Source organism: uncultured Veillonella sp. (genome assembly GCF_938010505.1).
Classification (GTDB): domain Bacteria; phylum Bacillota; class Negativicutes; order Veillonellales; family Veillonellaceae; genus Veillonella.
The window spans coordinates 1-26920 of record NZ_CALLVP010000057.1; the positions used below are offsets into that span (position 1 = coordinate 1).

At 38.9% G+C, this 26920-nt stretch carries 20 protein-coding genes; 2 read left to right on the forward strand and 18 right to left on the reverse strand.

What is annotated here, in order from left to right:
• Positions 1–392, forward strand: a 392-nt coding sequence (locus Q0507_RS03120) for an MBL fold metallo-hydrolase (protein ID WP_298712217.1), incomplete at its 5' end; no start/stop codon positions are given.
• 68 nt (positions 393–460) lie between these two features.
• Here Q0507_RS03120 and Q0507_RS03125 read toward each other — a convergent pair.
• The 18 genes from Q0507_RS03125 to Q0507_RS03210 form a co-directional block, all read right to left on the reverse strand.
• Positions 461–2104, reverse strand: a complete 1644-nt coding sequence (locus Q0507_RS03125; protein WP_298712220.1) for a VWA-like domain-containing protein — start codon at positions 2102–2104, stop codon at positions 461–463.
• 137 nt (positions 2105–2241) lie between these two features.
• Positions 2242–3342 (reverse strand): AAA family ATPase, encoded by a 1101-nt coding sequence (locus tag Q0507_RS03130; protein WP_298712223.1) that lies wholly within the window; start codon positions 3340–3342, stop codon positions 2242–2244.
• A 12-nt stretch (positions 3343–3354) separates the two neighbouring features.
• Positions 3355–4161, reverse strand: coding sequence for a hypothetical protein (locus Q0507_RS03135; protein ID WP_298712226.1), 807 nt, complete (start codon positions 4159–4161; stop codon positions 3355–3357).
• A 113-nt stretch (positions 4162–4274) separates the two neighbouring features.
• Complete coding sequence (locus Q0507_RS03140; RefSeq protein ID WP_298712229.1) at positions 4275–4925, reverse strand: TrkA family potassium uptake protein; 651 nt, start codon at positions 4923–4925, stop codon at positions 4275–4277.
• Positions 4926–4959: 34 nt separating this feature from the next.
• A complete protein-coding gene (locus Q0507_RS03145) occupies positions 4960–6321 on the reverse strand; it encodes a TrkH family potassium uptake protein (RefSeq protein ID WP_367268442.1) in 1362 nt (453 codons plus the stop codon).
• Positions 6322–6325: 4 nt separating this feature from the next.
• Positions 6326–7348, reverse strand: a complete 1023-nt coding sequence (locus Q0507_RS03150; RefSeq protein WP_298712235.1) for a carbohydrate kinase family protein — start codon at positions 7346–7348, stop codon at positions 6326–6328.
• A 335-nt stretch (positions 7349–7683) separates the two neighbouring features.
• Positions 7684–9324, reverse strand: coding sequence for a heme anaerobic degradation radical SAM methyltransferase ChuW/HutW (gene hutW, locus Q0507_RS03155; protein WP_298712237.1), 1641 nt, complete (start codon positions 9322–9324; stop codon positions 7684–7686).
• A 21-nt stretch (positions 9325–9345) separates the two neighbouring features.
• Complete coding sequence (locus Q0507_RS03160; protein ID WP_298712240.1) at positions 9346–9864, reverse strand: flavodoxin family protein; 519 nt, start codon at positions 9862–9864, stop codon at positions 9346–9348.
• Positions 9865–9892: 28 nt separating this feature from the next.
• Positions 9893–10696 (reverse strand): energy transducer TonB, encoded by an 804-nt coding sequence (locus Q0507_RS03165; protein ID WP_298712243.1) that lies wholly within the window; start codon positions 10694–10696, stop codon positions 9893–9895.
• Positions 10697–10698: 2 nt separating this feature from the next.
• Positions 10699–11106 carry a biopolymer transporter ExbD gene (locus tag Q0507_RS03170; RefSeq protein ID WP_298712248.1) on the reverse strand — a complete coding sequence of 136 codons (408 nt, stop codon included), beginning with the start codon at positions 11104–11106 and terminating at the stop codon, positions 10699–10701.
• A 2-nt stretch (positions 11107–11108) separates the two neighbouring features.
• Positions 11109–11726 (reverse strand): MotA/TolQ/ExbB proton channel family protein, encoded by a 618-nt coding sequence (locus Q0507_RS03175; RefSeq protein ID WP_298712251.1) that lies wholly within the window; start codon positions 11724–11726, stop codon positions 11109–11111.
• 35 nt (positions 11727–11761) lie between these two features.
• Complete coding sequence (locus tag Q0507_RS03180; protein ID WP_298712254.1) at positions 11762–16840, reverse strand: TonB-dependent siderophore receptor; 5079 nt, start codon at positions 16838–16840, stop codon at positions 11762–11764.
• Between the two features lie 185 nt (positions 16841–17025).
• The gene (locus Q0507_RS03185) at positions 17026–22050 is read right to left on the reverse strand and encodes a TonB-dependent receptor domain-containing protein (protein WP_298712257.1); all 5025 of its coding nucleotides are present in this window, start codon (positions 22048–22050) and stop codon (positions 17026–17028) included.
• A gap of 236 nt (positions 22051–22286) precedes the next feature.
• Complete coding sequence (locus Q0507_RS03190) at positions 22287–23177, reverse strand: helix-turn-helix domain-containing protein (protein WP_367268441.1); 891 nt, start codon at positions 23175–23177, stop codon at positions 22287–22289.
• A gap of 257 nt (positions 23178–23434) precedes the next feature.
• Positions 23435–23830, reverse strand: coding sequence for a YbaN family protein (locus tag Q0507_RS03195; RefSeq protein ID WP_298712263.1), 396 nt, complete (start codon positions 23828–23830; stop codon positions 23435–23437).
• Entirely contained in the window at positions 23830–25197 is a 1368-nt protein-coding gene (locus Q0507_RS03200; RefSeq protein WP_298712266.1) for a PTS ascorbate transporter subunit IIC, read from the reverse strand. The genes Q0507_RS03195 and Q0507_RS03200 overlap by 1 nt, the downstream gene beginning before the upstream one ends.
• Positions 25198–25227: 30 nt before the next feature.
• Positions 25228–25503: a PTS sugar transporter subunit IIB gene (locus Q0507_RS03205; protein ID WP_165851636.1), complete on the reverse strand. Its 276-nt coding sequence runs from the start codon at positions 25501–25503 to the stop codon at positions 25228–25230.
• 21 nt (positions 25504–25524) lie between these two features.
• Positions 25525–25980 carry a PTS sugar transporter subunit IIA gene (locus Q0507_RS03210; RefSeq protein WP_298712280.1) on the reverse strand — a complete coding sequence of 152 codons (456 nt, stop codon included), beginning with the start codon at positions 25978–25980 and terminating at the stop codon, positions 25525–25527.
• A gap of 250 nt (positions 25981–26230) precedes the next feature.
• Between Q0507_RS03210 and Q0507_RS03215 the strand changes: the two genes are divergently transcribed.
• The coding region (locus Q0507_RS03215) for an iron ABC transporter permease (RefSeq protein WP_298712283.1) at positions 26231–26920 on the forward strand (690 nt) is incomplete at its 3' end.

Below are 26920 nucleotides of genomic sequence, written 5' to 3' on the forward strand. Positions count from 1 at the left end.
TCGACTTTGAATTCGGTTCTGTTCGAATGGTTCCTGCCTTCCACGGCGCTGGCATTCCTGGCGGTCATGCCGCAGGATGTCTTGTAGACTTCTATGGCGACATTATTTACTTCGCTGGCGATACTGCACTCTTTAGTGATATGAAATTATTAAATCGCTTTGGCGAAATCGATTATGCACTTCTTCCTATCGGTGATAATTTCACGATGGGTGTTGAAGATGCAGCCCTTGCCGCTTCCTATATAAGAGCGCGCATTTCCATTCCAATCCACTACAAAACATGGCCTGTTATCGACCGTGAACCAGGTGTATTCACAAGTTTAGTTGAAGGCAAATATAACCAAACAGCTCTCATTATCGATCCAGGCTCCTCTATCGAGCTTAATAGCTAACAGAAGAGAATAAATATTACGAAAAAAGACGCAATTCTAAAGAATTGCGTCTTTTTGTATATTCAGGTCTAAAACTCTTGATTTGCCATGGAAAAACCACCGCGGTTGGCCATGCGTACAAACTCTTCAATATCTTGAGTTTCATCAACACCAACATAGCCGAGTTCACGAACCATGCCATATGGGTTATGCAAAGATAATTGTGGATTCTCGCCGGTCAGTACCCACAGCACTTTATAGCCCTTTGGCGCCTCTCGAAGTCGTTCTTCCCCTTTTCCGTCTGTAAAGTACACTAGTAAATCGACTCTATTTTGATTAGCTAATGTAAACACAGGTGCAAAAGCAGTAGCTCCACGCACATCTAGGCGAGGTTTTACATCTTTTACAGATTCCATCGTATAGGTACGGCGTACTTCATTATCACATTCTACAACGGTAATACGATGGTTATAAGCATGCACGATTTGTAGCACTTGCTCTAAGGCATTTGTAAACTCCACATCAGTTATACTGCCACTCATGTCGAGAGCTACCCATACATTTGCCTTATGTTGACGTAATGTACCAGACAACTCCAAACGCTCAGGTTGACGACGATTACGACGCATCGTCGTTTTTTTGTATCCACTCACTACCTTGCCCATTAGCTTTTTAAGGTAGAAATACCAAGGCAAGGCGCGACGTGTCTTTTGAAATGTATCAATAAGACTTTTCACATAGCCTTCCATATCACCCTTTGAGGCTTCGTTGATATAGCGCTCCGTGATTTGGTCCATCGTATCTGTATCAATGGAATCAGATTCATCCCAAATATCATGGCTGGTTTGCGGATCAAACTCCATAGCAACCGCTGTATCTGCGTTATCGATAGGCACAAATAGGTCAGGCTTTTCTTTCATAACCTTATCAATAGCCTTCGCATAATACTCAATAGTACGGAAACGTTTTAAGAGTAAACCAAAACGTGCATTTACATTCGCAACCGTTACCGCATCACGGTCCACATGTTCAAGGTAATCATTTACGACCATGTCCATAGCCATATGGACTGCTGTTTTGTGAAAGCCTTGGCTCAGTGCTTTTACCCGCATCAAATGAGCAGAAATGATATGAAGAACTTCACGCTTAATGCCGTCCTTCATCACATCTGGCGGTTGACGTAACAAGATAAAAGGATTTACGTATAGTACATATCCACCTTGTTTTAGGTTAATGCCAAAAGCACTGGTCATGTCAAAGCGAATGCGATGAGCCATTTGTAAATAGAAATAACCAAAAAATTGGTCCTCTTCAAGGAGTAAGCTATTCACATCATGCAATATATTCCACAACCGTTGCTCATAGGCAGGCGTCATAACAGCTTGCTGCATGATGGCGAAATCTGTCCCCTCCACTTGTATGTCTTCAAGAGCACGCCCGATAGTACCAATATGGCTATCCGACATATTGTGGTTCATAAGGTCTGCCGCTATGCGTTCTGGCTGAACACTATGATGCTGCTCTTCATAGCTATCTACATAGACCTCATAGGTAGCATAGATTTGCGTATATAAAGCTTCTGCTTCACGATGAATGCGTTCTCGTTTCGCATGCCAACGATCAAGAGCCTCGATAGCCTCCGCATCATAAGAACCTGTCTTTTCCCAGCCATCGATATGTGTGAGTAAGTCTGACGCATCACGTATATCATCCTTATCTAAGTTTCGTTGCATATTTACACCTCCTTTTCTTTAAAAAACAGATTTAATTAATATCATATTCCATATATCAATTAGTCTCATAACTAATAATTTACTAAAATCGGTTATCTATATAGACAGCTTCGATTCAGCTAACTACTGACATAGAATTATTTTTGTGCTTCAAAGAAAGTATCTACAAAGAGGTCATCTTCAATAGCATAAGCGTAAACGCGCTCATAAGTGTTGCGTAGGTCTTTCATAACCGCTACACGCAAATCTCCTGGGTATAATGTTAGGAATTCCACAAAGTGATGAATTTCTTGGGCATTACTATTGCGATTTAAACGATGCAACATATTTTTTGCCGCTACATATAGATGAGTCGGACTTTCACCTTTAACCTGTTCAGCCATAGACATAATAGCACCTGGTTTTTGAACCGCCGCCAATACATCATCAAAGGTAATAAGAGGTTCTTGGTCAGACTCGATGAAATTGACGAAAGCCTCAGCAATGAGTTTGCCTACGTTACCGCGGATAACATTCATAAATACGTCTCGGCTATAGCTTGTTCCCTCTTGGTTTTTATAAATCGTATATAGACCGGACACGCGTTCAAAGGAACGAGGTGTAGCATCGATATCGTCTTCGTGACGTTGATTTAAATATTCTGGATAAGAAGAAATGAATTCAATAACTTTTTCTTCAATACCTGCACCGATGGCCCAGTCAATCCATTGCATATAATCAGCATTCATGTAAAGCCATACGAAACGATTTTGTTGTGCCGGATCCATGTCAATCGTTTGGTAATCAAAGGAATCCTCAGGGTTCATAGCAGCGATAATGCGCACCTGATCACTTAAGGAGAAACCATTGATCTCACGGTTTAAGATAAGGTTCATCAACTCTTGTTGCACGGCATGTTCCGCACGGTTAATTTCATCGATAAACAGTAATACATGGCGGCCTTGGTCTACAGCTTGTGCCACATGTTCCAAAGTATGATGTACAGCGTATACCGTAGTTTTCACATTTCGTGTATTTCCATGACCATCTGTATGCGTCACCGTTTCTACTGTTGGCAAGCCTCCAATTTCACCTTCTTTTAACAGGTTACCATCGATAGTAACGAGTTCCCAGTCGTGTACATCTGCCACACGCGCTGCGAGAGAGGTTTTACCAATACCAGTCTCACCGACGAGCAAGGGCACTTGATTAGCGGCAAGCACTAATTCAACACTTGCCATTGTATCTATAAAGTTCATTGTATCTCCGTCCTAATATTTCAAATATTCACTAACTGCAATTTTCTTAACAGTTCTAGTTCCGTAAGCATCAATCAGTGACAATATATCGATAGGCCATTTGGATTGACGTCCACCAATAGCTTTATTGTTGATTAACTCACGTACATAGTCTTCATCAATGATATCACTAGCAACGGCATTCATGATGATGGCTTTGATTTCATCTACCGTAACGCTCAATGTATTAGGTATATAACCTACGATAGCCGCACTTACCTTAAACAGATGCAACGCCAAGTCCTTTGTGAGATTTGTAATTTGACGCATTGCTTGTGGATCTTGCTTTACTGCTGCTTCTAGAACAGCTACGCTAGGCTCATCAATGTAGCGCAAGGCTAAGTAACTCCCTTGCACGGCTTGTAACTGCACAGCCTCACTTGGGGCCTTGATATATTGTAAGGCATCATAATTCGCCTTCACCGCTTCTAATTGCAATTCTTCAGATGGGTTCTCAATATAGCGAATAGCCCAGCCTGATTGAGCTAACGCACTTTGAATCAATGCGTCAGACGGATTGTTGATATATTCTAAAACCGCCCAGTCCTTTTCTACCAAAGTGCTTAATAATTCATCACTAGGATGCTCTACGAACTGTATGGCCCGTGGTGCTTGTGAAAGCGCCGTTTCAATTACCTTTTGAGTTGGTTCTTTGATATATTGTAGCAACATACCGTTTTGAGCTACGCAGGTTAGCTGCATTGCTTCCGTGGGATTTGGAATATTACGGATTCCATGTGGGTTATTGGTCAATGCCGTTATGTATTGTTCCTCTGTCATAATAACCTTCATTTCTATATAAAAAGGCCATACGAATACGTATGGCCTATACTGAATTCTATTCTTATTATATCATAATTTTTCGATATGGTTATATTTCTTTCGTATATTCACTACATCGTTAATGCATCTAAATCAGAATTATTCCCAATGACTAATAATTTATCATCTTCACCGAGAATGGTAATTGGGTTTGGTGGAACTTCTAAATCTTCACCGCGTCTTATGCCTACTGCATTAAGATTATATTTCTCACGCAAATTAGAATCCTTTAAGTTAGACCCCACCAAAAATGTTGGCACTTTAATTTCTATGAGACTAATATTTTTAGATAGTTGTAAATAATCCATCACATGGTCTCTAGTTAAAAACTGTACAAGGCGTAATGCCATATCGTATTCAGGGTAAATCACTTGATCTACACCTATTTTATGAAGCATTTTGCCTTGTATATTGTTTTCAGCCTTGGCCACAATTTTAGGTGCATCTAATTCTTTAAGAAGCATAGCTGTCATTAAATTAGCTTGAAGATTTCCACCTATAGCCACAATAACCATATCAAACTGGCTTAGGGCCAATGCCTTGATTGCTTCTTCGTCGGTTGTATCTGCAACTATAGCGTGTGTTACAAAAGGTGATATTTTCTGTACAACTTCAGGATCAATATCTACACCTAATACTTCATGATTCATAGATGCTAACATCTTAGCAATAGTGCCACCAAATTGACCAAGACCTATAACTGCTATCGTTTTATGTTTCATATATTACCTCTTGTGTATTTACTCAAATCACTCTTTATAACAATACATTTTCTTCTGCATAGCTAATGGGTTTAGTAGGTGCTGTTTTTAGAGCCCAGGTGCCAATAACAGTCATAACCCCTACACGTCCCGTAAACATGACAAGCATCAACACCCATTTACTACTTTCAGATAAATCAGGTGTAATACCCGTTGTAAGACCTACGGTCCCAAAGGCAGAGGTTACCTCAAAAAGTAGTCGAATAAAGTCATATGGCTCATCCCAAGCCAAATAGCAAGTAGCCAGTAAAACAAGAAGGATAGATAAAAAGATTATCCCATTTGCCTTAAGTACAGTAACCAACGAAATACGACGTTCAAAAACCTCTGTATCAGGACGGTTATTAAATAATGTACGCGATGCTAGAAAAGCGACGGCAATAGTACTAATTTTAACACCGCCTCCTGTGGAGTTAGGACCGGCCCCAATAAACATAAAAATAATGGTAATAAATAAAGTAATTGGATGTAAAGCATTATAATCTACAGTTGCAATACCCGCTGTACGAGGTGTAATCGATTGAAACAGAGATGCCATGACCTTGTTCCATATAGGTAAAGGGCCAAACGTTTTGGGATTCCCCCACTCAACCCCCAAGAAAATAATAGTTCCTAAAAGGATGAGCGCCGTTGTACCAACTAACATTATTTTTGTATGTAGTTTTAAATCTACAAATCGTCTTAACTTGCGATGCGACCAAATATCAAAAGTTGCGAGATAACCAAAACCACCTATTACAATAAGGGCCATTGTATTTATATTAAATAATACATCGCCCACCATAGCATAAGGTAAATCATTATCAAAGAATATAAATCCTGCATTACAAAAGCTGGAAATAGATTGCATAATCCCCGTATATAAAGCAGCATCACCAATATAGGGATATAGCTGAATAGTATAGATAATACCACCAATTATTTCGACACAAAATGTATAAATGGTTAGCTTCTTTGTAATGTGTAGAAGCCCTTTCATGCCATCTTGCCCTACATCCTCTGACAAAAGCACGCGATTTTTTAGACCGACGCGTCGCCCTAAGACTAGAGCAATAATAGTGGTAAAAGAAACAATCCCCAAACCACCTAATTGAATAAGAATTACCATGACGATTTTGCCAAACAAGGACCAATGATGATAGGTATCTACTGTAGACAATCCTGTTACAGAAACACAAGATACTGCGGTAAAAGCTGCATCTACAAGCGTTGTACTATGGCCTTGAGCATTTGATATGGGCAACATGAGTAATATCGTCCCTATGGTCATAGCAGCCAAAAAGCTAAGGGCTAATAGGCGATAAGGATTTTGTTGCATATATTGCTGAACTTGATTTTTTGAAGTATTTTGCCACATAACCTTATTCCCAACCTGTAAGTTCATGCACGACTTTTAGAATTGGTAGCGGACTACGCCCTCCAATGCCTTGTGTATTTAAAGAAGCTACCGCAGATGCAAAAATAGCGGCCTTCTCTAAATCGGAGTGCGCACAATGTTTGAGCACATCTACAGCATTTATATATGTACTATCTGGCTTAATAATAAAAGTATTTTCTTGTCCATTCATATAATGAATTGTGTTTACTAAATTAGCTAAAAAAGCACCATGGAAGCTATCCCCAGCCCCCGTAGTATCTACAATACTTTTTTGCGGGAATGGCTCACAACGATACGCTGTACCATCTGGCCATACGAAATAGCTACCATTAGCACCATCCGTAATACCTGCAATTAAAGCACCACGGTCATGAATGATACGACAAGCTTTTTCTAAATCAGTAGTACCCGTATACTTCTCAGCATAATCACGGGCAACGATAACGATATGACTATCTTCAGTGATTGATTTCATTCCTTCATCGTAGCGCTGAGCACCACCATCTAAAGAAATGATAGTACCTACCTCTTTTGCAATGGTCATAGCAGAGCGCATGAGTTGGCGATGTCGACCATTAATATGCAAAATATAGGCAGTTTTTATCAGCTGTTTATGAGCATCTAAAAACTTAGGCTCAGTTGCAGTAGATCGTTCAAAAAACACAGCCCGCTCCCCCGTACTATGCTTTACAAGAATTGTAGCAACGCCACTCTTTTCCCCCTTTTCAATTTGGATAGCATCGGTATTAACATTATATTTTTTGAAGTCATCTAAAATATGACGCCCCACCATATCGTCACCGATACTATCAATCATGGCCGTACGTGCACCATATTTACCTGCAACGGCTAATGCTGTAGCTACAGGTCCACCACCATCGGTAGTAGAAGATATAACTTGTTGTACCTCACGTCCCGTTGGGTAATGATCCACAACGATGAAGCGGTCTAATGTGCTAGCCCCGATACCTACAATATCTATTTTTTTTTGAGGAAATGTACTCATACTAACCTCCTAAGCCTTTTATTAGCTATACAAGCAATATCACTTCACATCTTATAGATTCACTATCTTACTTATTGATTTATGACTTTAACAATAATTATTTTTTGTCCTTATAGACTTATACATTGATTCTTATACATTGATTGTTTTACTTTTTAAAGTCATTTAAGTCTTATACCTACAGAATACCTTTCGCTTTATAAAAAGTAAACCCCAGACGCTCGTCTGGGGTTACTCTGTACTACAAGTAGTACGTATATGTCACGTAATATGCCTTGTTTATTATATGTTGGTTATTGGGAGAGGTTGTTAGAATTGAGGTGTAACATAACAGTTTAAGACATCATACGTTCCATCATATATTCAATTTCATCAGCACTTAAATTGTACATAGCTTGTACCATTCGTTCTGCTGCTTCCCCAGAAGCACCGCTCTTAGCAATTTCAGCTTTTGCCTTAGCAATGAGAGCATCTTTACGTTGTGCTTCGGAATCTTCGTCAGTTGGTACAGAGATATTGGCCTTACCTTGGCCAATGCCACGTACCTCTTGGTTAGGATTTTCTTTAGAAGTTGTTTTTGTATCTTGTGCAGCTACTGCTTCTATAGCGAAGGAGTTCTTACCAGTCATGATATATTCAACAGCTTCTAATGTACTTTGCGTAAGATTTACAGTCCAGAATTCACCTGCTGCAGTCAATTTGTAAAGCAAACCATTATAGGCAACAAGGCCTCGTTTTTCCCATAATTTATAGAGCCAGTTCAATTCATCTAATCTGGAATCCATTTTTACTAAGCTCATAATATTGAGGAATCCTTGTTCTAATTGACTTACTACTTGGTTTACGATAGGTTGTAAATCACTTTGTTTCATAAGGGCCATAAATGGTTTTTCACCGCGGGTAACCATATCTTCGTATGGTTTTAATGCACGATGTAACATCATACCATAACCGTCGACGTTACCACCTGCACCACTGCCAAATGGGAACATTGAAACGCCCGATTTAGCTAAAGTGTTATACAAGCTACGTTCACGATTATTAGCACTCCAGTGAGCGGCACTCAATCGACGATAGGAGCGTTCATCAAGGTATTTACGACCGAATTCAAACATCTCACCTTGCATCGCGGTTGTGGCTGCAGCTGGAACTTTGCCGTTTGCAATGTCTTTATTGAGATCACTACCATCAAATACATTTAATTGATATAGATCCGCACCATCTACGCCAGAGCTTACCAAATCTGCTAAGTCTTGTTCCCACACCTCCATAGTTTGACCAGGCAAACCATAGATCAAGTCAATAACAACAGAGCATTGACTATAAGCTTTCAAGGCAGATAAACGTTCTAATACGGTTTCTTTCGTATCTAAACGTCCTACCATTTGACGTACTTCTGTATTGAAAGATTGTACACCGATGGACATACGGTTAACACCGTTTGCCATCCAAACTTCAAGATTTTCAGGAATTAAATCGTGAATACGACCTTCTAAGGTAAGTTCGTAATCATTTGCCAATGGCAAGTACGCTTTAATTGCTTTGAGCAGTCTTTCAGAGTTTGTAGGAGATAAAGATGTTGGTGTGCCACCGCCGATAAACAAGGCATGGATTAAGCTATCTTTTAATCTCGGACGTTCACTAGCGAGCTTTAATTCACTGATAAGACCGTCAATATATTGGTCTTCAACACTTTGACTCGTACCGTTTTGGAAGAATCCACAATATGTGCATTTTGTCTTACAAAACGGAATATGAATGTAAGCGCATTGCATTTCGCCCTTTTTAGGAGCCCCATTCATTAATGCATCCCAAACGGCTTGCGTTTCTTTTGGAGAAACAAGCGTACCATTAAGACCTGCATGAACAACACGTTTATGAGGAAATGCACCACTCATCGGATTATCACATTCTAAACCTAGTTGTAGGTTTCGCTGCTTCTCCGGAATGGACTCAAAGAAACTTGCTAAACTCATACTCCAATCCCCTTTCAGAAATTAGGCTTGCAACTTTGCAAGTACAGATTTTGTAAATTCTTTTGCATTTGCAAAGTCTTGTTCGTCTGGATGAGTTTCAGCCGCTTTATGTAACGCATCGCGTTCTGGGCTTTGACCATGTGCGGATCCAGGTGGGAACATTTTATACATCATTTCGATTACTTTAGGATCGATTTTACCTTGGCATACAAACCCATCTACAAGGGATTCTTTGTTTTGCAACAATGTAGATGCTTTATCGATACTTTCACGAGCGTGATCAGAATCAGCATACATACCTAACGTAGCAAAGAATACGATGTTAGGATTTGTCAAAGTTTCAATCAACTTAGCCGCTTCTTTGTTAGCTGTACCGCGGTCTACCCAGAAACCTACGAACACAGTATCATAATCAGCTAAATTATCAGGCGCTTCTTTTACAGGAATGCAAGGTGTCCCTTCAGGCATAACAGAAGCTATTGCTTCCGCTACGCTTTTTGTATTTCCCGTGAGGGATGAATATAAAATAATAGATTTCATAATTATCTCCTTTATTACTTAGATAAATTTATTCTTCTTCGTCTTCACCATCGGCCTGTACTACAAAGTGTACAGGAACTTCTACTGGTTGTATATCCCCTGTAGGATTTGGATATGGTGTGGCACGTCGTACTGCATCAAGGGCAGCTTCAACAAATATTTCATCACCGCCACTCAATGGTGTAACGCTAATTAGATTACCCTCTGTATCCAAACGAGCAGCTACATAAATTGTAACGTCTACATTCATTTTACGTTTAATTGCCGCATAAGGGATTTGTTTTTGACTGTCTACAGCTGCGTAGAAACCCGCCGTATTAAATGCTGCTTTACCTGTACCGTGACCATCACCTTCACCAGTACCGTCACCTGTACCAGTACCATGACCTCTGCCATCACCAATACCCGTACCTTCACCGGTACCATGACCACCGCCAGAACCGCCACCAGACCCAGGGCCAGTTCCACCAACAGCGGAATTATTACCAGGTGTATTGGCTTTATTTTCGCTTCCTTTTGCTGCCACATCTACTGCATCAGGAATATCTGTAGCTGTAGATGGTTCAACATTTGCTACAACAGCCTTTGTCCTTGCCGCTACTTCATCTGCAGATAATGGTTTAGGGAACAAATCTGCTCTGTTACCTCCGCCACCACCTGCGTGACCACTGCCGCCATCATCGAGCACACTTTGTGTGAGGTCGATTTCATAGGTTTCCATTTCTTGAATAGCTGGAACCACTACAAAAAAGATTACGGCAATAAAAAGAGCAACTAGATGAACTACGGCGGATATAATGGCTGCTTTTTTCCATGATATGCCTAGTCCCATAGTTATCCTTTCTGTTCAGCTGCAATAGCCAAGCGTTTAACGCCAGATTGTTTTAGCATGTCCATGATCGCTACTACTTGACCATGAGCTGCACGTTTATCTGCTTGCAAGATAACACTAGCATTAGGATTTTCTTGAATACGTTGTTTAATCACAGCTTCAGCTTGATCAATACTCATTGGATTGTTATCAATTGTAATATGCCCTTCCGCATCTAATGTAAATACAACTGGTAATTGAGCCGGTGCAGAAGCACTACTCGCTTGAGGTAATTGTACAGATAATGCTTTTTGAGCAACTGTTTGTAAGCTGTTCATCATGAAGAATACCAACAAGAAGAAGATGATATCAATCATTGGAATAATCATGAATTCCGGCTTAGTTTTCATACGAAAGCTTTGCAAGTTCATAATTATTTCCACCCTTCTCGTTTAGCTGTAACTATATTTACACACATATTTTCAATTTGGTTAATAATGGAATCCAAACGATGACTAAAAATTGTGTAAACGATAAACGCCATAATAGCTACACACAAACCAGATGCTGTAGCGATAAGAGCCTCACCTACACCACCAGTAATGGCAGATGCACCGGCACCGGAGTCAAGGATACTGAAAGAACCAATCATACCTGTTACTGTACCAAGCAAACCCAATAATGGAGAAATGGTAACTGTTGCACTTAAGTAGTCCATATATTTACGGAAACCAACTGCATCAACACCCATTTGATCAGCAAAAGCTGTCTTCATTGCTTCTTCGCTGGAATCATTATTTAAACCTGCTTCCGCAATACGACTTGCAATAGAAGGGTTTTCTTTAATTACTTTATCGATTTCGTCCCAACGTTGTAGTTTTGCGAATTCATTTACTGCATGGGTTACAACAAATGTTTTACCTGCATATTTACGATAGAAGAAAGCACGTTCTACAGCTATAGCGATAACCATGAAAGACAAGAGTAATAATGGATACATTACATACCCGCCACTATGAAATAAGTGAATGACATAATTTAAATTTTCCATATTTGTAACCTTTCTGTCTGTTTATAGACTGAACATTAGAACCTGTAGGTCCCTTGAATTCTTGTATAATCACCTAACTTAAAGCTTTCACTACCATATAAAGTATCTCGTTTATTAGTGCCCTTCGCATCGAATGTATAGAATGCTTCAAGGAGCAAGTCCTTACGTGGTACATAACCGGCACCAAATGTAAAGCTACGAATACCATCCAAATAACGATCAGGAACAGCGCCTGTACCATTGCCACCAAAGAATGAGCCATGTTGGAAGTATTTATAATCAATGAACGCATTCCATGATTTTGGAACATCTAAATCTGCACGGCCAATGTCGAGACGAGCCATCCAGAAATGTGGTGTACCGCCCATTTGGTGACCTTTAATAGCAAAGTCTGCCGTACCACGTTCATGTTGATATACAGTGTTACCGTTCAAGTAACGACCTAAGTTGGAACGGTTTTGACCATAATCAATAGTGACAACTGTATTGGCACCAAGTTGATATTTAGCACCAATACCAAATACATGAGCTACATTGGAGAAGCTGTGTTCATCATTACCGTTACCGTTTGCATTTAAATATGTATGTGTTTTACCACCAAAAGAACGTAAGTACCAAGCTTGTAAACCAAGACGAGAGCCAATTTGCTTCTTATATTGAATAAATGCTGCTTTATCGATAGCAGGTACAGTATCTTTTTCAAGAACTACACCTTCTGTTCTAATTAAATTGCCAATGATCTTACCAATTGCTTCGCGTGGTAATTTATTTTCAGACTCCGCATCATGTACAACTTTTTCAAGATTATACATATAGTTAAACAATGCATTAGTCATGCCCCAACCATAGTAAGAACCACCTTCACCCCAATCACTAGAGGACATGGTGAAGTTCTTTTTGTAAATGGCATCTTTAGCATCATAATCACTAAATACGTATTTACCACTATCGTATTTGTAAGTCTTTGCACCTAAGAAACCAGTGAATTCATAGTCACTTGACGGTTGACCATAGTAATCATAAGATTTCTTAAATGTACCATCAGCTTGTTTCACCCAAACTTCGTCAAGCTCACTATTGTTATAATTACTCCAATTATCTTTTGCATTATATTTAGCAATTTCAGAGATGGATTGGTTAATCGCATCACCATGTTTATCAACATAAGCCTTCGGATTCAATAAAGCTTCTTTATTATCCGTAGATAGGATAAGACCTTTGGCCTTTTCTTTTAAGTATTCAGGGTATAAGGAAGAGTTCACATTATACATAATGTTGCCTGTCTTATAGAGTTTTTCCCCTGTTTTCTTATTGGTGATTTCATACATTGCATACCCACCAGATGGGATATCAAGGGAGAATTTCGTCCCTGCCATATCTGTAGGATATGCTTTTGTAAGAATATCTTGTAATCGACCCATAATTTGAGCCTGTTTTTGTTGCGTTTCTGCTAATTTAGCATTTGCCTTTTCAAGCTCTTGATCACGGTTCGGATTACTCCATCTTAAGTCTAAGCTTTCTTTATAAGCTTCGTATTCAGCTTGCAATTCTTTGAGCTGTTGATAGAAGTAGATGCTATCTGTCTTACCTTTGTAGGTGGAGTTATAAATACCAGTTGGACTATCTGGAGCTGCCGGATCTGTTGTGGTCTTCTTCTCACCATCAGAACCGGTTTTAGTAGCACTCTCAATATCATATGGATAATCATCACGATTAATACCAATCAATTCAGCTGCTGTTGGAGGTCTGTAAATAACTTCATGTTCTGCATGAGTATACGCAGAATCAGTAATACCCGTACTATGTTTGAAAGTACCAACCCCAATACGAACTTGAGAGTCATGGCCATTCCAAACAGCACGAACGCCATCATAAGATTGACCAAACCAGTAACCACTAGCACCCATAGGCTCTGTCAATCGGCCCACTGATACATCCCATTTTTTAACCCGTCTTGTAAGATCAACGGTATCGAGTCGTTGATGGTTAAAGCCTTTGGAATCAGATTGTGTCCAACTTGTATCTACACCACTCATGCCAGTCGCACTGCCGATAACTTTGAGGTTTGTAAACTCATTGAGTCGAGCATCAAAGCCAAGTCGTAATCGTTGCTCAAAGCTATGACGGTCTGCATCGTACATATTTGCTTTTGCAGAAGCGATAGCGGAGTTCGCTCTAAATGGAGATTGGGGTCTGTTAGAGCCATCATGTGCCATCCAACGTGCTCTATAGTCCCCAACCAATGTAACACCACGTTCTTTAGTAGTATCAAAATCAGAACGAATAAAATCAGTTAAACGAACTACATCAGATACATTTTGTACACCAGATTCTGCATTTACGGCTTCACCATTAGCTACATTAGCACCTGTAGCATTAACATTCGTACCATCCTTAGTTTTGCCGATGGCTGTAGTTTTACTACTATCGCCACCACCAAATTTAAGGTTAACACCCATACGGTAGACGCGTTCTTGTGTAGCACGGTCATCATCGCGATGATTAAAGATATTGTTGATGCCAAAATACATCATGGCATTTTTATTGAAACGTTTTTGAACCATTACGTTCCAAATGCCAAATGTTTTCTTTTCATATGTTTGCTTCTTGTAAACGCCTGCATCACCAGACAAGATATCTGGCCAGTAGTTACCACCATTATTGAGAGTATTACTATCAAGCATGTTGATATAGTAATCGCCCCAGATAGAACCATTCCAACCAGACTTAGGGTTGTCATAGGTAATACCGATGTCAACTTTGTGCATTGGTTTATCCAGCAATTGACGAGGCATTGTCGGATCGCTCTTGTTGATAGCGTGTAAGTATGTATAACCTAACTTACCAGACCAATATTTACCGAATTTTTGTTGTACTTCTGCTTGAAGACCAGTAATTTCAGCTTTACCAATATTTTTAAAGCTATAAATCATATCTGGAGCACGTTGGTATTTCGCATCACCTTTGAGATATGGTGCGAAGTCCATGAAATCACCAGTGAAGTATACGGACATATAGTTCTTAATTCGGTTGTGGAATACACCTACACGAGCATAGGTATTTTTATTTTCACCTTCCAAGCTCATGTCGAAATTGAGTGATTTTTCAGGTTTCAAATTAGGATTGCCAGCCCAATACCAACCGAGTTTTGCTACCCCAATCCCTACCGGGTTAGAAGCGTACATTTCCCAGTTATACCACAATTCGCCCATACCAGGCTCTGTATAACCAGTACCTACATTGGCTTTAAATCTGCGATGTGTATTACCTTTAACGTTATATGTCATGCCCAAAGATGCAGATAGGTTAGAACCAAACAAGCTACTATTGTCCAAACGCACAATCGGAGACAATGTTAAGTTCTTATTGACTTGCCATGTATCAGAAATGTAAGCATTTAACTTGCGAATCGTACCACTACCAGTAGTCAAGCGTTGGTCGCGATTACGATACTCTTCTAAGAAAGCCTTACCATTTAGCTTAGGTGCTTTTTTCCGCATTTCTGAATCATTAGACTCACCATATTTAAAATAGTCGCCTACGATATTTGCACGATGCGCCGCCATTTCAGGATTTTCCGATTTCAACCGATTTTCCAAAGCATAATATCGCTTCTTGAATTCATCCGTTACAGGCTGATTATTCGGCGATGTGCTTGACCATTCACTGAGTCTGCTTTCCGATAAACCATAATTCACATAATCATCATACGTAATCCCCGGTTTTTGCGCATCATTCGCTGCACCATAATATTCATAATCCATATCCCATTGCGGCATGCCGCCACCGGAATTAATGAATTTATAATCATGGATGTGAGAGTAAACTTTAACACTATTATCGCCTTTACGTCGCACGAGACGATCAAGGCGGTCTACTAACAAGCTTTTATCATAATCCCATGGATCGATGTACATCGTACTTGTATTAGGAGAACTCTTTAAGCGACTACCAGAGCCTTCTTCACGAGCATAGCTAACACCATAGCTTAGCAAATGATTTTTATTAACTTGCGTATTTGCATTTACGCGAATATCTAATTGACGATGATCGATGTTATCGATATAACGCAACTCATTAGAGCCTTCATAAGCAGAACGACCTGTATAGTTAATGAGCGCTACGTCATTTTCTTTAATGCGAGAATAGTTTGTTTCAACAGTCCAGTCACTCTTACCAGCTCTAGAGGACCATTGTAAGTTTGCTGTATTACGATCTGCCGTACGTTTAAAGTGTTGTTGTGGCTCTAAATCGGAGTCGGAGTGCTTAACATCTCGTACAAGGTCTTCTGTATAGCGATTGAGGCGCATTTCAATTTTATTTTTATCATTAGCCTCATAGGTCGCTACTAAACCAATATCTGCCGCGTCACCATAGTAACGAAGTACATTTGGCTTAAAGTTATGTTTTGCATAGTCAAAGGCCATGCCAGAAGCACGACGTTTAACAGATGCAAGAACTGGCATAAGATCTCGTTTACTACCTGATAAACCGACCTTCAATTTCCCCATTTGACCTGAATCAGCACGAATAAAGAAATTTTGGAATGGGAAAACATCGCCATCACTCTTCCGACGCATGCCTTCTGCATTAAATTGTACAGATGGTTTCTTTTGTGCTTTTTTAGTTATGATATTAACTACACCACCGACAGCATCCGAACCATATTTAGCACTAGCCGCACCTTGAATAACTTCAATTCGCTCTACATTCTCAGTACCGATACGCTGTACTTCGTCGGCCGCACCTGAATACTTATCAAAATCACCTAGTACTGGTTGACCATCTACAAGGATAAGGGTGTGACGGGCTTCTGCACCACGAATAGATACACCTACACGCCCCATAGCATCAACCGTTCTAGATACGCCTGTTTGCGTAAAAATAATGTCTTCGACGGACTTCGCCTGTTTCTTCTCAATCTCTTTCTTAGTAATGATTTGCACTTGCTGTGAGTTCAGTTTTGCTTCTTCTTCTGCCCACGTACCTTTGACATGAACAACATCTGTAGTAACAGTCGCATTATCTGCCCAAACCACTAAAGGCGCGCTAAGCCACAAGGCAACTGCACTAGACAAAATTATGCTACGTTTTGTATGTCCCCACCGGGTCATTGTGCCCTCCTAAATTTCTAACTAAACATATGACTTGTATCTCCCACACAAAATTAAAAAGATACACTTCATCAACATATAATGACATTGAATATCATTCACATTTTAATGTTAGCAAAGTGTATCTTGCATATCTACTCCGAATAGACCAAAAATATACGTTTTGGACAAATCGGACTATTTTTTTAGAATTTATACGTCATTTGGAAACGAGTATAATTCCCAAGTTTGAAGTTTTCAGATCCATATAATGTGTCTCGTTTATTGATCCCTTTTGCATCAAATGTATAGAATGCTTGTAAAAGTAGATCTTTAGTTGGTACATAGCCACCACCGAAGGTAAAGCTCTTAATACCATCTAAATAACGATCAGGTACAGCTTCTGTGCCATTTCCACCGAAGAAGGAACCATGCCCGAAGTACTTATAATCCACATAAGCATTCCAAGAACCTGGTTTATTCATATCTACACGACCTACATCGAATCGCAATGCCCAGAAATGAGGTGTCCCACCTACATCGCGACCTTTAATATCGAATTGAGATGAACCAGCCTTATGTTCATAATGAGTATTGCCATTCATGAAGCGACCATAGTCACTACGGTTTTGACCATAGTCAAAGGAAATGCTTGCATTATGGTTTAATTGATACTTAGCACCTACACCAAATACATTAGCCACATTGTTAAACTCATGTTCTTCAGTAGCATTACCATTAGCTGTATAGAAACGATAGTCGCTACCGCCAAAGGAGCGTAAGTACCAAGCAGCTAAACCAAGACGAGGCGTTACCATATGTTTAACTTGAACATAGGCAGCTTTATCAATTGGTGGTACTGTATCTTGTTGTAATACAACACCTGTCGTTGGGATAACATTACCTGTGTATTTACCTAATGCTTCTCTAGGCAATCTACTATACCCATCAGCCTTTTCAAGAAGACGAGTCAAACCATTGAAATAGGACGCTAGTAATTGTGGATAATGATCGCTATTTTTTACGTTAATAACATTAGATAAGCCATAATCTTTAACATCAACAGAGTTAACTTTATAAATATTATTTTCTAGGCCATCAAAAGCATTATCTTCGAAGCTAATTGTATAGGTAGCATCTTTGTTAAAGATAAGGGCTGCACGATCTTGAGCCGTTTTACGATACGCGGCCTCAATAGCAGCTTTATTTTTATTGTACCAATTAGTTAAGAATGTTTTACCATTATCCGCTAATACAGAAGTATCACTTAATTTAACTTCAAATAGTGGATCATTTTCAGTTAAACCAATTTTACCTGCAGCAATCTTAGTATTGATTGTGCCTTCATCAGGAACCCATTGTTCAGTGTCCTCATCGTAACGCTTATCTTTATAAGCGAACTTAACATTGACTTCTGGCATTTCAAGCAATACTTTTTGCTTATCTGCATCAGCACCATAAGCTTTTGCCACGATTTCTTGCATACGACGAACTACATCAAACTGAGCAGCTCTCAATGGTTCACGCTCTTTTGCAACGCGTGCCTCAACATCTGGCAATTGAGCTTGTAGTTTTGCAAGATCTGCTTTTAATGGAGCTAATTGATCAGCTGGTAACTCATCAATAAACTCTTTCCACCAAATATCGGAATTAAGATCATCAATTTTTTGTTTCAATGCCTTAACTTCGCCTTCTAAGGCACCTTCTTTATCACGCAATGCCTTCAATTGTTGGTAGAAGTTAATCTTATCACCTGCTTCAGGTATGATAAGTTCTTTATTACTACCATCAGTATCGCCTGTGATGCCCAAGAATTCATCTACTGTAGGAACTCGTTTGAAGTTTGTATAAATTGCATGGGTATAAGCACTATCACTAATGCCAGTGCTATGTTTAAAGGTACCTACACCAATGCGAACTTGTGTATCTTTATTAGTCCATACACTGCGAACGCCATCATACTCTTTATTGAACCAATAACCGGTAACACCCATAGATTCAGTAATACGACCAGCACTGTGATCCCATTTAGAGCCGTGATGTGTTACATCAAGTTCTTCTAAACGTTGATGATTGAACCCTTTAGAGCCTTCTGTTTCATGACTACTATCTACACCAGGTTGTCCAGAAGCACTACCTACAACACGTACATTAGTATTATCGTTAATACGAGCATCTACACCAACTCGAATACGTTGATTTAAGCCATGTTCTTTGCGATCTGCCAAGTTTTTCGCCGCATCATCGGCCACATAGCTCGTTGGAGTTACTTTTGTTTCAGGTCGATCAGAACCTAAGTGGCTATCATTACGTACACGATAGTCGCCTACTAGCTCTACACCACGAGATTTAGATTCATCAAATGGACGTGTAATAAAGTCACTAAGCACTGCTGGTGGTAATGCTTCCAATTGTTCTTTAGTAAGTCTTGCTTTACTTTCACCAGAGCCTAAGCCAAATTTCATATTTAAGCCGACGCGATATACACGGGCGGATAATGCACGGTTATCATCTCGGTGGTTAAATAGATTATCAATACCAAAGTATACACGAGAGTCTTTATTGATTTTCTTTTGAACCATAAAGTTCCAAATACCATATGTCTTACGCTCGTACATATCGGCACTACGTTTATTGTTCAAGTTATATCGAATAACAGATTTATTAGAATCGTTAGGATCGATATAAGACACCATGTAATTACCACCACCAGATAGAGAGTTACTATCTAACATGCGAATGTAGTAATCGCCCCATAAGCTACCGCTCCAACCGCTCGCCTTATCTTCAAAGTCAACACCAATATCGATTTTATGACGTGGCTTATCTAATAATTCACGCGGCATATCCTTGTCACTCTTATTGAGGGCACGCAAGTATGTATAACCTAATCGAGCTTTCCAATGCTTATTCAAAGTTTGCTTTACTTCAAATTGAAGGCCTGTAATTTGAGCTTTACCAATATTGCGGAAGCTATAAATCATATCAGGTGCATGAGCAAATTTAGAAGCCCCTAACGTAGTGGATTCATCGTATTGTGGATGGAAGTCCATCAAATATCCCGTATTATAAACAGACATATAATTGCGGATATTATTATGGAACACACCGATTTTAGCATAGGTGTTTTTATTTTCCCCTTCCAAAGATAAATCAAAGTTCATTGATTTCTCTGGTTTAAGGTTTGGATTACCTACCCAGTACCAACCAAGTCGAGCTTCACCGCCACCGATGGTAGCAAAGGTAATATTAGGACCATACATTTCCCAGTTATAATACAATTCGCCCATACCTGGTTCTGTGTAGCTAGTGCCTACATTCGCTTTTAATCGACGATGTACATTACCTTTTACATTATGAGTCATGCCCAAGTTAAAAGACAAATTTGAACCGAACTTATCACTATGATCTAAGCGTACAATTGGTGATAAAGTAGTATTTTTATTAACCTGCCAAGAGTCTTGCACATAGAAATTAAACTTCTTAATTTCTGCACGACCAGCTGTTTGTTGATTTACACGTTTTAAATACTCTTCTTTAAAGTAAGAGCCATTTAATTTCAATTTTGTATTGTCAAAGCCAGATACCGCTCCGTAGTAGAAGCTTGGCAAATACGCATCGTGCAATGCAGGATAGTACTTGCCATTTTCATCTGTTTTACCTTCTTTATTAGCATGGTAATCAGCGATGAAATCTTTGTTTTCCTCCAATAAGCGTTTTGCAAATTGTTGGTATCGTGCATATGCTTCAGGATTAAGTTTTTTCAATGTCCGTTCAGTAGTTGGACCATCGACTTTCCCCATGACAGCAGAGGAATCATTATCATTAGAATCTAAATATTGAACATACTCTTCATAGGTGAATTCAGGCAACGTACTAGGTGTATTTTTATCGCCGTTATACCACTCCTTCTCCTTATTCCATTGTTCTACGCCAGCTTCATTCTTTTTGAAAGAATGGTCATAAATTGTAGAAGATGGAACGCCATTTTTAACGGCTAAACTTTTATCATAATCCCACGGATCGATGTGACGCTTATAAGTTGTTGGTGCATTTTTAAGACGGCTACCTTCACCAGTTTCACGAACAAAACCAACACCATAGGATAAAAGATGATCTTTATTAAGCTGTGTATCAGCACTAAGTTTTAAATTCCATTGACGATGATCTACATTATCTACATAATTTAATGTATTTTTACCTTCATACGTACTATTGCCATAATCACTTGTTAAAGTTAAATCATCTTCTTTTGTACGTGTATAATTTACTTCCGCACTCCAAGAGCTTTTCTTATCTTTTCCAGTATAGCTCAAGTTAAAATTATTTCGGTCTAAATCGCGTTTGTAATGAACTTGTGGTTCCATGAAGGAATCACTACGTTTCACATAACGCTCTAAATCTTCGTTATACCGATCAATACGAAGACCTAAAGAGTGATTTTCGTTAAAGTCATATGTAGCTCCAAGTCCTACATTGGAGTTTGTGCCATAGTAACGCAAAGAATTCTTTAAGAAGCCATGGTCTTCATCGCTAGCCATTGTCGTTGCACGACGTGCTTCACTCGCATAAATAGGCATAATATCACGTTTACTACCGTGAATATTAACTTTTAACTTACCTAAAGAGCCAGAATCAGCGCGCATAAAGAAATTAGAGTATGGCACGACATCACCATCCCCTTTTTCTCTACGACCTTCCGCATTAAACTGAATGGACGCATTCTTCTTTGGCTTATTTGTAATAACATTGATAACGCCGCCAATCGCATCAGAGCCATACTTGGCACTAGCAGCACCTTGAATGACTTCAATACGCTCAACATTTTCCGTACCAAGACGTTGCAATTCATCGCCAGCACCTTGATATTTAGCAAGATCTCCCATAACAGGCTGCCCATCTACTAACATTAGCGTATGTCGTGGATCAGCACCTCGAATAGATACACCTACACGCCCCATCGAATCAACAGTTCTAGATACACCTGTTTCTGTAAATACAATATCCTCTACAGATTTTGCTTGTTTCTTTGCAATATCTTGCTTTGTAATAATCGTCGTCTGTTGAGACTCTTGTTTTGCTAATTCTTCGGCCCACGTACCTCGAACATGTACAACATCAGTAGTAACTGTTGCATTTTCTGCCAGGGTATTGATAGGCATTTGTAACCAGTATGCAACGGCGCAAGACAATATAAGGTATCGACTACTTCTTCTAAGCCTCCTATTCATTAATATTCCTCCAAAATATATCAAACTTGGTATATAAAAAATACACCTCACTACCACAATAAATGACATTGAAAATCATTTACATCAATGATAGCAAAGTGTATTATGCATATCTACTCCGAATAGACCAAAAATATACGTTTCGGACAATATTAAGTTTTTATAAATTATGAATTCTACTTTAAGTTACTACATTTTTAAGTAATATTAATAATATGAATTCCCAATCATTTTATTTATACCTTACGATAGGCACTTGGCGTTACACCAGTAGCTTCTTTGAATGCACCAGTAAACTTACTACCGTTCTCGTAGCCTACTGCATTAGCAATCTCTAAAATAGATTGATCTGAATCTTGAAGCAATCGCTTAGCCGCATTAATACGACATTCTTTTAGATATTGATGTATGGTTGTACCATATACACCTTTAAAGCAACGTTTCAACGTCGACGTAGGAATGTCAAACTGCACGGATAAAGAGTCAATAGTAATACGCTTCATATACTGTGTCGATACATATTCACATACAGCTTTTACAATATCGACTTGCTGCTTTCTATAGGTATTTCTTTTTTTATTATTAGCTGTAGATATAACAGATAGCAATAAAAAGATTTCAATCACTTTTAATTTAAAATAGTGCTCCTTAATTTGATTCGGCACTTTATATAAACTGGAAAAAATCTGACGAACTGTTTCTGTTTCTTCCATCATCATACCAAAGTCGGAATGCTCACAAAATCGATTTGCTAATTCGGTCAAATCTATTCGAGAATCACTAACAAGTGCATCTAATACAGGTTGAGCTTTTTCAACATCTACCAGCAATACAATCCCTTTAAATAGTTTTGTAGGGAAGTAATTTTCATGTTGGTAAGCTGAGCGTGTATGCCACCCTAACGACATATCCCCTGGGCCCATATATAAATACTCACCAGATGTGAATTTGCACTCAATGCGCCCCTCTTCACAGTGATTTATGGCAAACGTCTTGGTATGTGATTTAGCATAAAATTGAATCGTTTCTTGTTTCACATCAAGGAACATTAAATCGATACCATCAAATATCGTATGTCTCGACATAGACATTCCTGCATGTGAAACCGCATGATTATGTGGATTCATACTATCACCATATACACAAATACTATAAACATAAACGTTAGTATTATATTATAGTATACTTATTGATAGTCATTGTCAACTTCCAGTTACTAATAATTCATATTAAATTTAAAAATATTAACTAGTTTATTTTAGTAATATAAAACAATCAAGATCATCGCTAGAAGTTATTTTAGTGTACTATAAAATAAGCCTCATGAATTAAACTACAACAATTTAATTCATGAGGCTATATTCAGAATTACGGATGCAAGTTTCTATTTTTTTGTTTTTACAATAAAAGCTAATGCAATTATATGACCAACCCATACGAGGGCCATGACGATAAGAGCAATAGGCATATCTTGACTGAAATAGGCGCCAACCGCCATTATTGTACTAACAGAAGCGAGAATGGACAACTTTGTCCGCAACGTCAACGCTTTATCGCGCTCATAAGTAGCAACAGTCTTTTGATATAAACTAGATTCCAAAAACATTTTATGGAATCGTTCAGACCCTCGAGCTAAAAAAAATAAAGCTAGCATATAAAAAGGAACTGTTGGCAATAGTGGTAATACGATACCTGCTGTACCAAGGCCAAAACTTATTGCACCAATAGTCAGGAATACATATCGTATTACAACATTACGGTGTTGCTCAGTTGTTTTCATTAATCCTCTTCTACATAATTAATAACTTTACCTTTTGTTTTAATAAAGTTAGGAATAATAAGTACTAAAGCAGCAATAGCTACAATGCCATAAATACCAGCCATACCTACCCATTCATATGCATTACCTAATACAAGACCCATTACTGCAAAGTCCGCATCACCAAAGGTTGTATTTTGGAATCCTAATTGACCAAGAACTGGCAATGCCAAAGCTGGCAAGAATGTAATAGCCAAACCATTTAGGAAAGCACCTACCGCTGCGCCACGACGCCCACCAGTAGCATTGCCATAAATACCTGCGGTAGCACCACAGAAGAAGTGTGGTACAAGACCAGGAATAATTAATACGCCACCTACAGCACCAAGTATAAGCATACCAATGATACCACCGATGAAAGAGCTAAGGAAACCTAATACTACTGCAGTTGGAGCGTAGGTAAAGAATACGGCACAGTCTACAGCTGGAATTGCATTAGGGATAATTTTGGTAGCAATCCCTTGGAATGCAGGAATCAAATCGCCTAAGATCATTCGTACACCAGAGTATACGATTGTTACGCCAACGGCAAAGTTCATAGCACTCATAACGGCGTATAAATAAGGGCTCATTTCACCAGATAAAATAGCGACAAATTCGGAACCTGCTGCAAATGCGGCAATCAAGTAGAATACGATCATAGTCAATGCTGTAGATAATGTTGAGTCACGTAAGAATCCCCATTTTTCTGGAATCTCAATATCTTCTGTGCTATCTTCAGCTTTACCAACATATTTAGCAACCCAAGCAGACAAATAATAACCTAAACTACCAAAGTGACCAATCGCAATTTCATCCCCATCAGTCACTTTAGAAGTATAGCTTTGACCAATTGCTGGAGAAATAGCAGACCAAGCACCCATTAAGAAACCACCCACAAGGATGAGCTCCATACCGGCCAAACCTGCTGTACCAAGTACGGCAGACATAAGACATGCCATAAATAAGCTGTGATGACCAGTTAAGAACACATATTTGAACTTGGTGAAACGAGCAATACATAAGTTCATCAATAAGCCTACTACGAGAATAGACATCGTTTCAACGCCAAGTACCTTTTGTGCAACAGCCACAATAGCTTCATTGTTTGGTACCACCCCAGTAATATGGAATCCATGTTCAATCATCTTACCTAACGGATCAAGATTGCTAACGATAACGCCAGCACCTGCTGCAAGCATTAAATACCCTAGAATAGGTTTCAATGTGCCCGTCATGATTTTATGAAACGGACGTTTCAAAGCTATTAAGCCTACACATGACATAATACCAATTAAAAGTGCTGGTTGTGACAGCACGTCACGTAAGAACTCTAATACCATTTCCATAACACTACCTCCTATATACAGTTGTTTTAATTATTGAGCAGCTTGTTTTAATGCTTCAAGAATATCTTCTGTGATTTTCTTTTTATTAATATAGCTGCGAACAATAGCAATATTTTTCCCTTCAAATTGTTCTGCTAATTCTTTTACAGTAACGATGAGGTCCGCCTTACGTCCTTGAGCCGCATTAAAATCAATAGATTCAACTTGTGCATCAATACCATTTTCAGCGCAAATCTCTTCAATTTTCATCTTTAGCATCAAGCTAGAACCAATACCATTACCGCATACAGTTAATACAGAAATCATACGTGCCTCCTTCTAAACGTATTATTGCTCGTCTAAATGCTCTGCCAAGAATGCTTGTACGTCGTCAATACTTTCAAAGTCAACGGCCGCATCTAAGAACTCTTCATCCTCAAATAAAGTAGCAATATCTGTCAACAATTGAATATGCTCATCTTTATTAGGAGCACATAAGAATAATGCTACCGATACAGGATCATTGTCAGGACTGCCAAAGTTCAGTGGTTTTTCCAATGTCACTAATGCTGTACCTACGCGCTTTGCTCCATGTTCTGGACGAGCATGTGGCATAGCAAGACCTGGAGCCAATACGATATATGGACCCATTTCACGAACTACCTCAACCATTGCCTCTGTATAAGATGGATCGGTAAAGCCAGCATCAACCATGAGTTGACCACCGTGACGAATTACATCTTCCCACGTTTCGGCGGGATAATGAAAGGATACATTATCCTCAGATAATAAATCTTGTAACAAACTAACACCTCCTAAGCTTACATCTGTACATATAATTCTATTATAGCTATTCTGATAAATTTTTCATATATCAAAATAACAATGACCTTATAAAAATGAATAAAACCAACATAAGATTTAACCATTAAAGTTTATAAAATACCCACTCCTATTATACCTATACAGGTATTAATATTGTATATATATTGAGAATTCTCTATACTTAGATGAGGTTTATATTACCTACATAAAAATAGAATAAGGAGATTTTATGCAGACTTCGGTAAAAGCATTTATATTATGTCTAATACTCTGTATTTCATTGGTAACAGCTTTACAGTTTGGAGCTAATTTTATTCCTTTAGATCAAATTATATCAGCTCTTATGTCTATAATTGATCCAAATGCTAAGGCTTCTATAACAGATACGATTATTACAGATATACGCTTACCACGACTTATCTACTCAGTTTTAACAGGTATCGGCCTATCACTTGTAGGTTTATTAATGCAGACGGTTACTCGTAATGCACTGGCAGATCCCTATGTATTAGGTGTTTCTTCTGGTGCAAGTACAGGCGCCGTTTTTGCTATTATCATGGGTGGACTTCCATTCTTAGGGCAATACAATACGCCTATTTTTGCGGCCCTAGGCGCAGCACTTTCAATTATATTAGTACTACTATGTGTTGGTAAAAGCAACAGTCCAGTAAAGCTTATCCTCATAGGTATGGGCATGACCGGTGTATTCTCAGCCTTAACTATGATGATTATTTATGGTGCTAAGCATGAGGCTCAAGTTCGTAGTGCCATGTTCTGGTTACTTGGTAGTTTTGCAGGTATTCAATGGGGTGATCTTCCGTTAACGGCAATCATTGTGACATTGTTTCTACTGTATATTTACATGTTCAATCAAGACCTTGATGTATTGCTACTCGGTAATCATGAAGCAGCACAAATG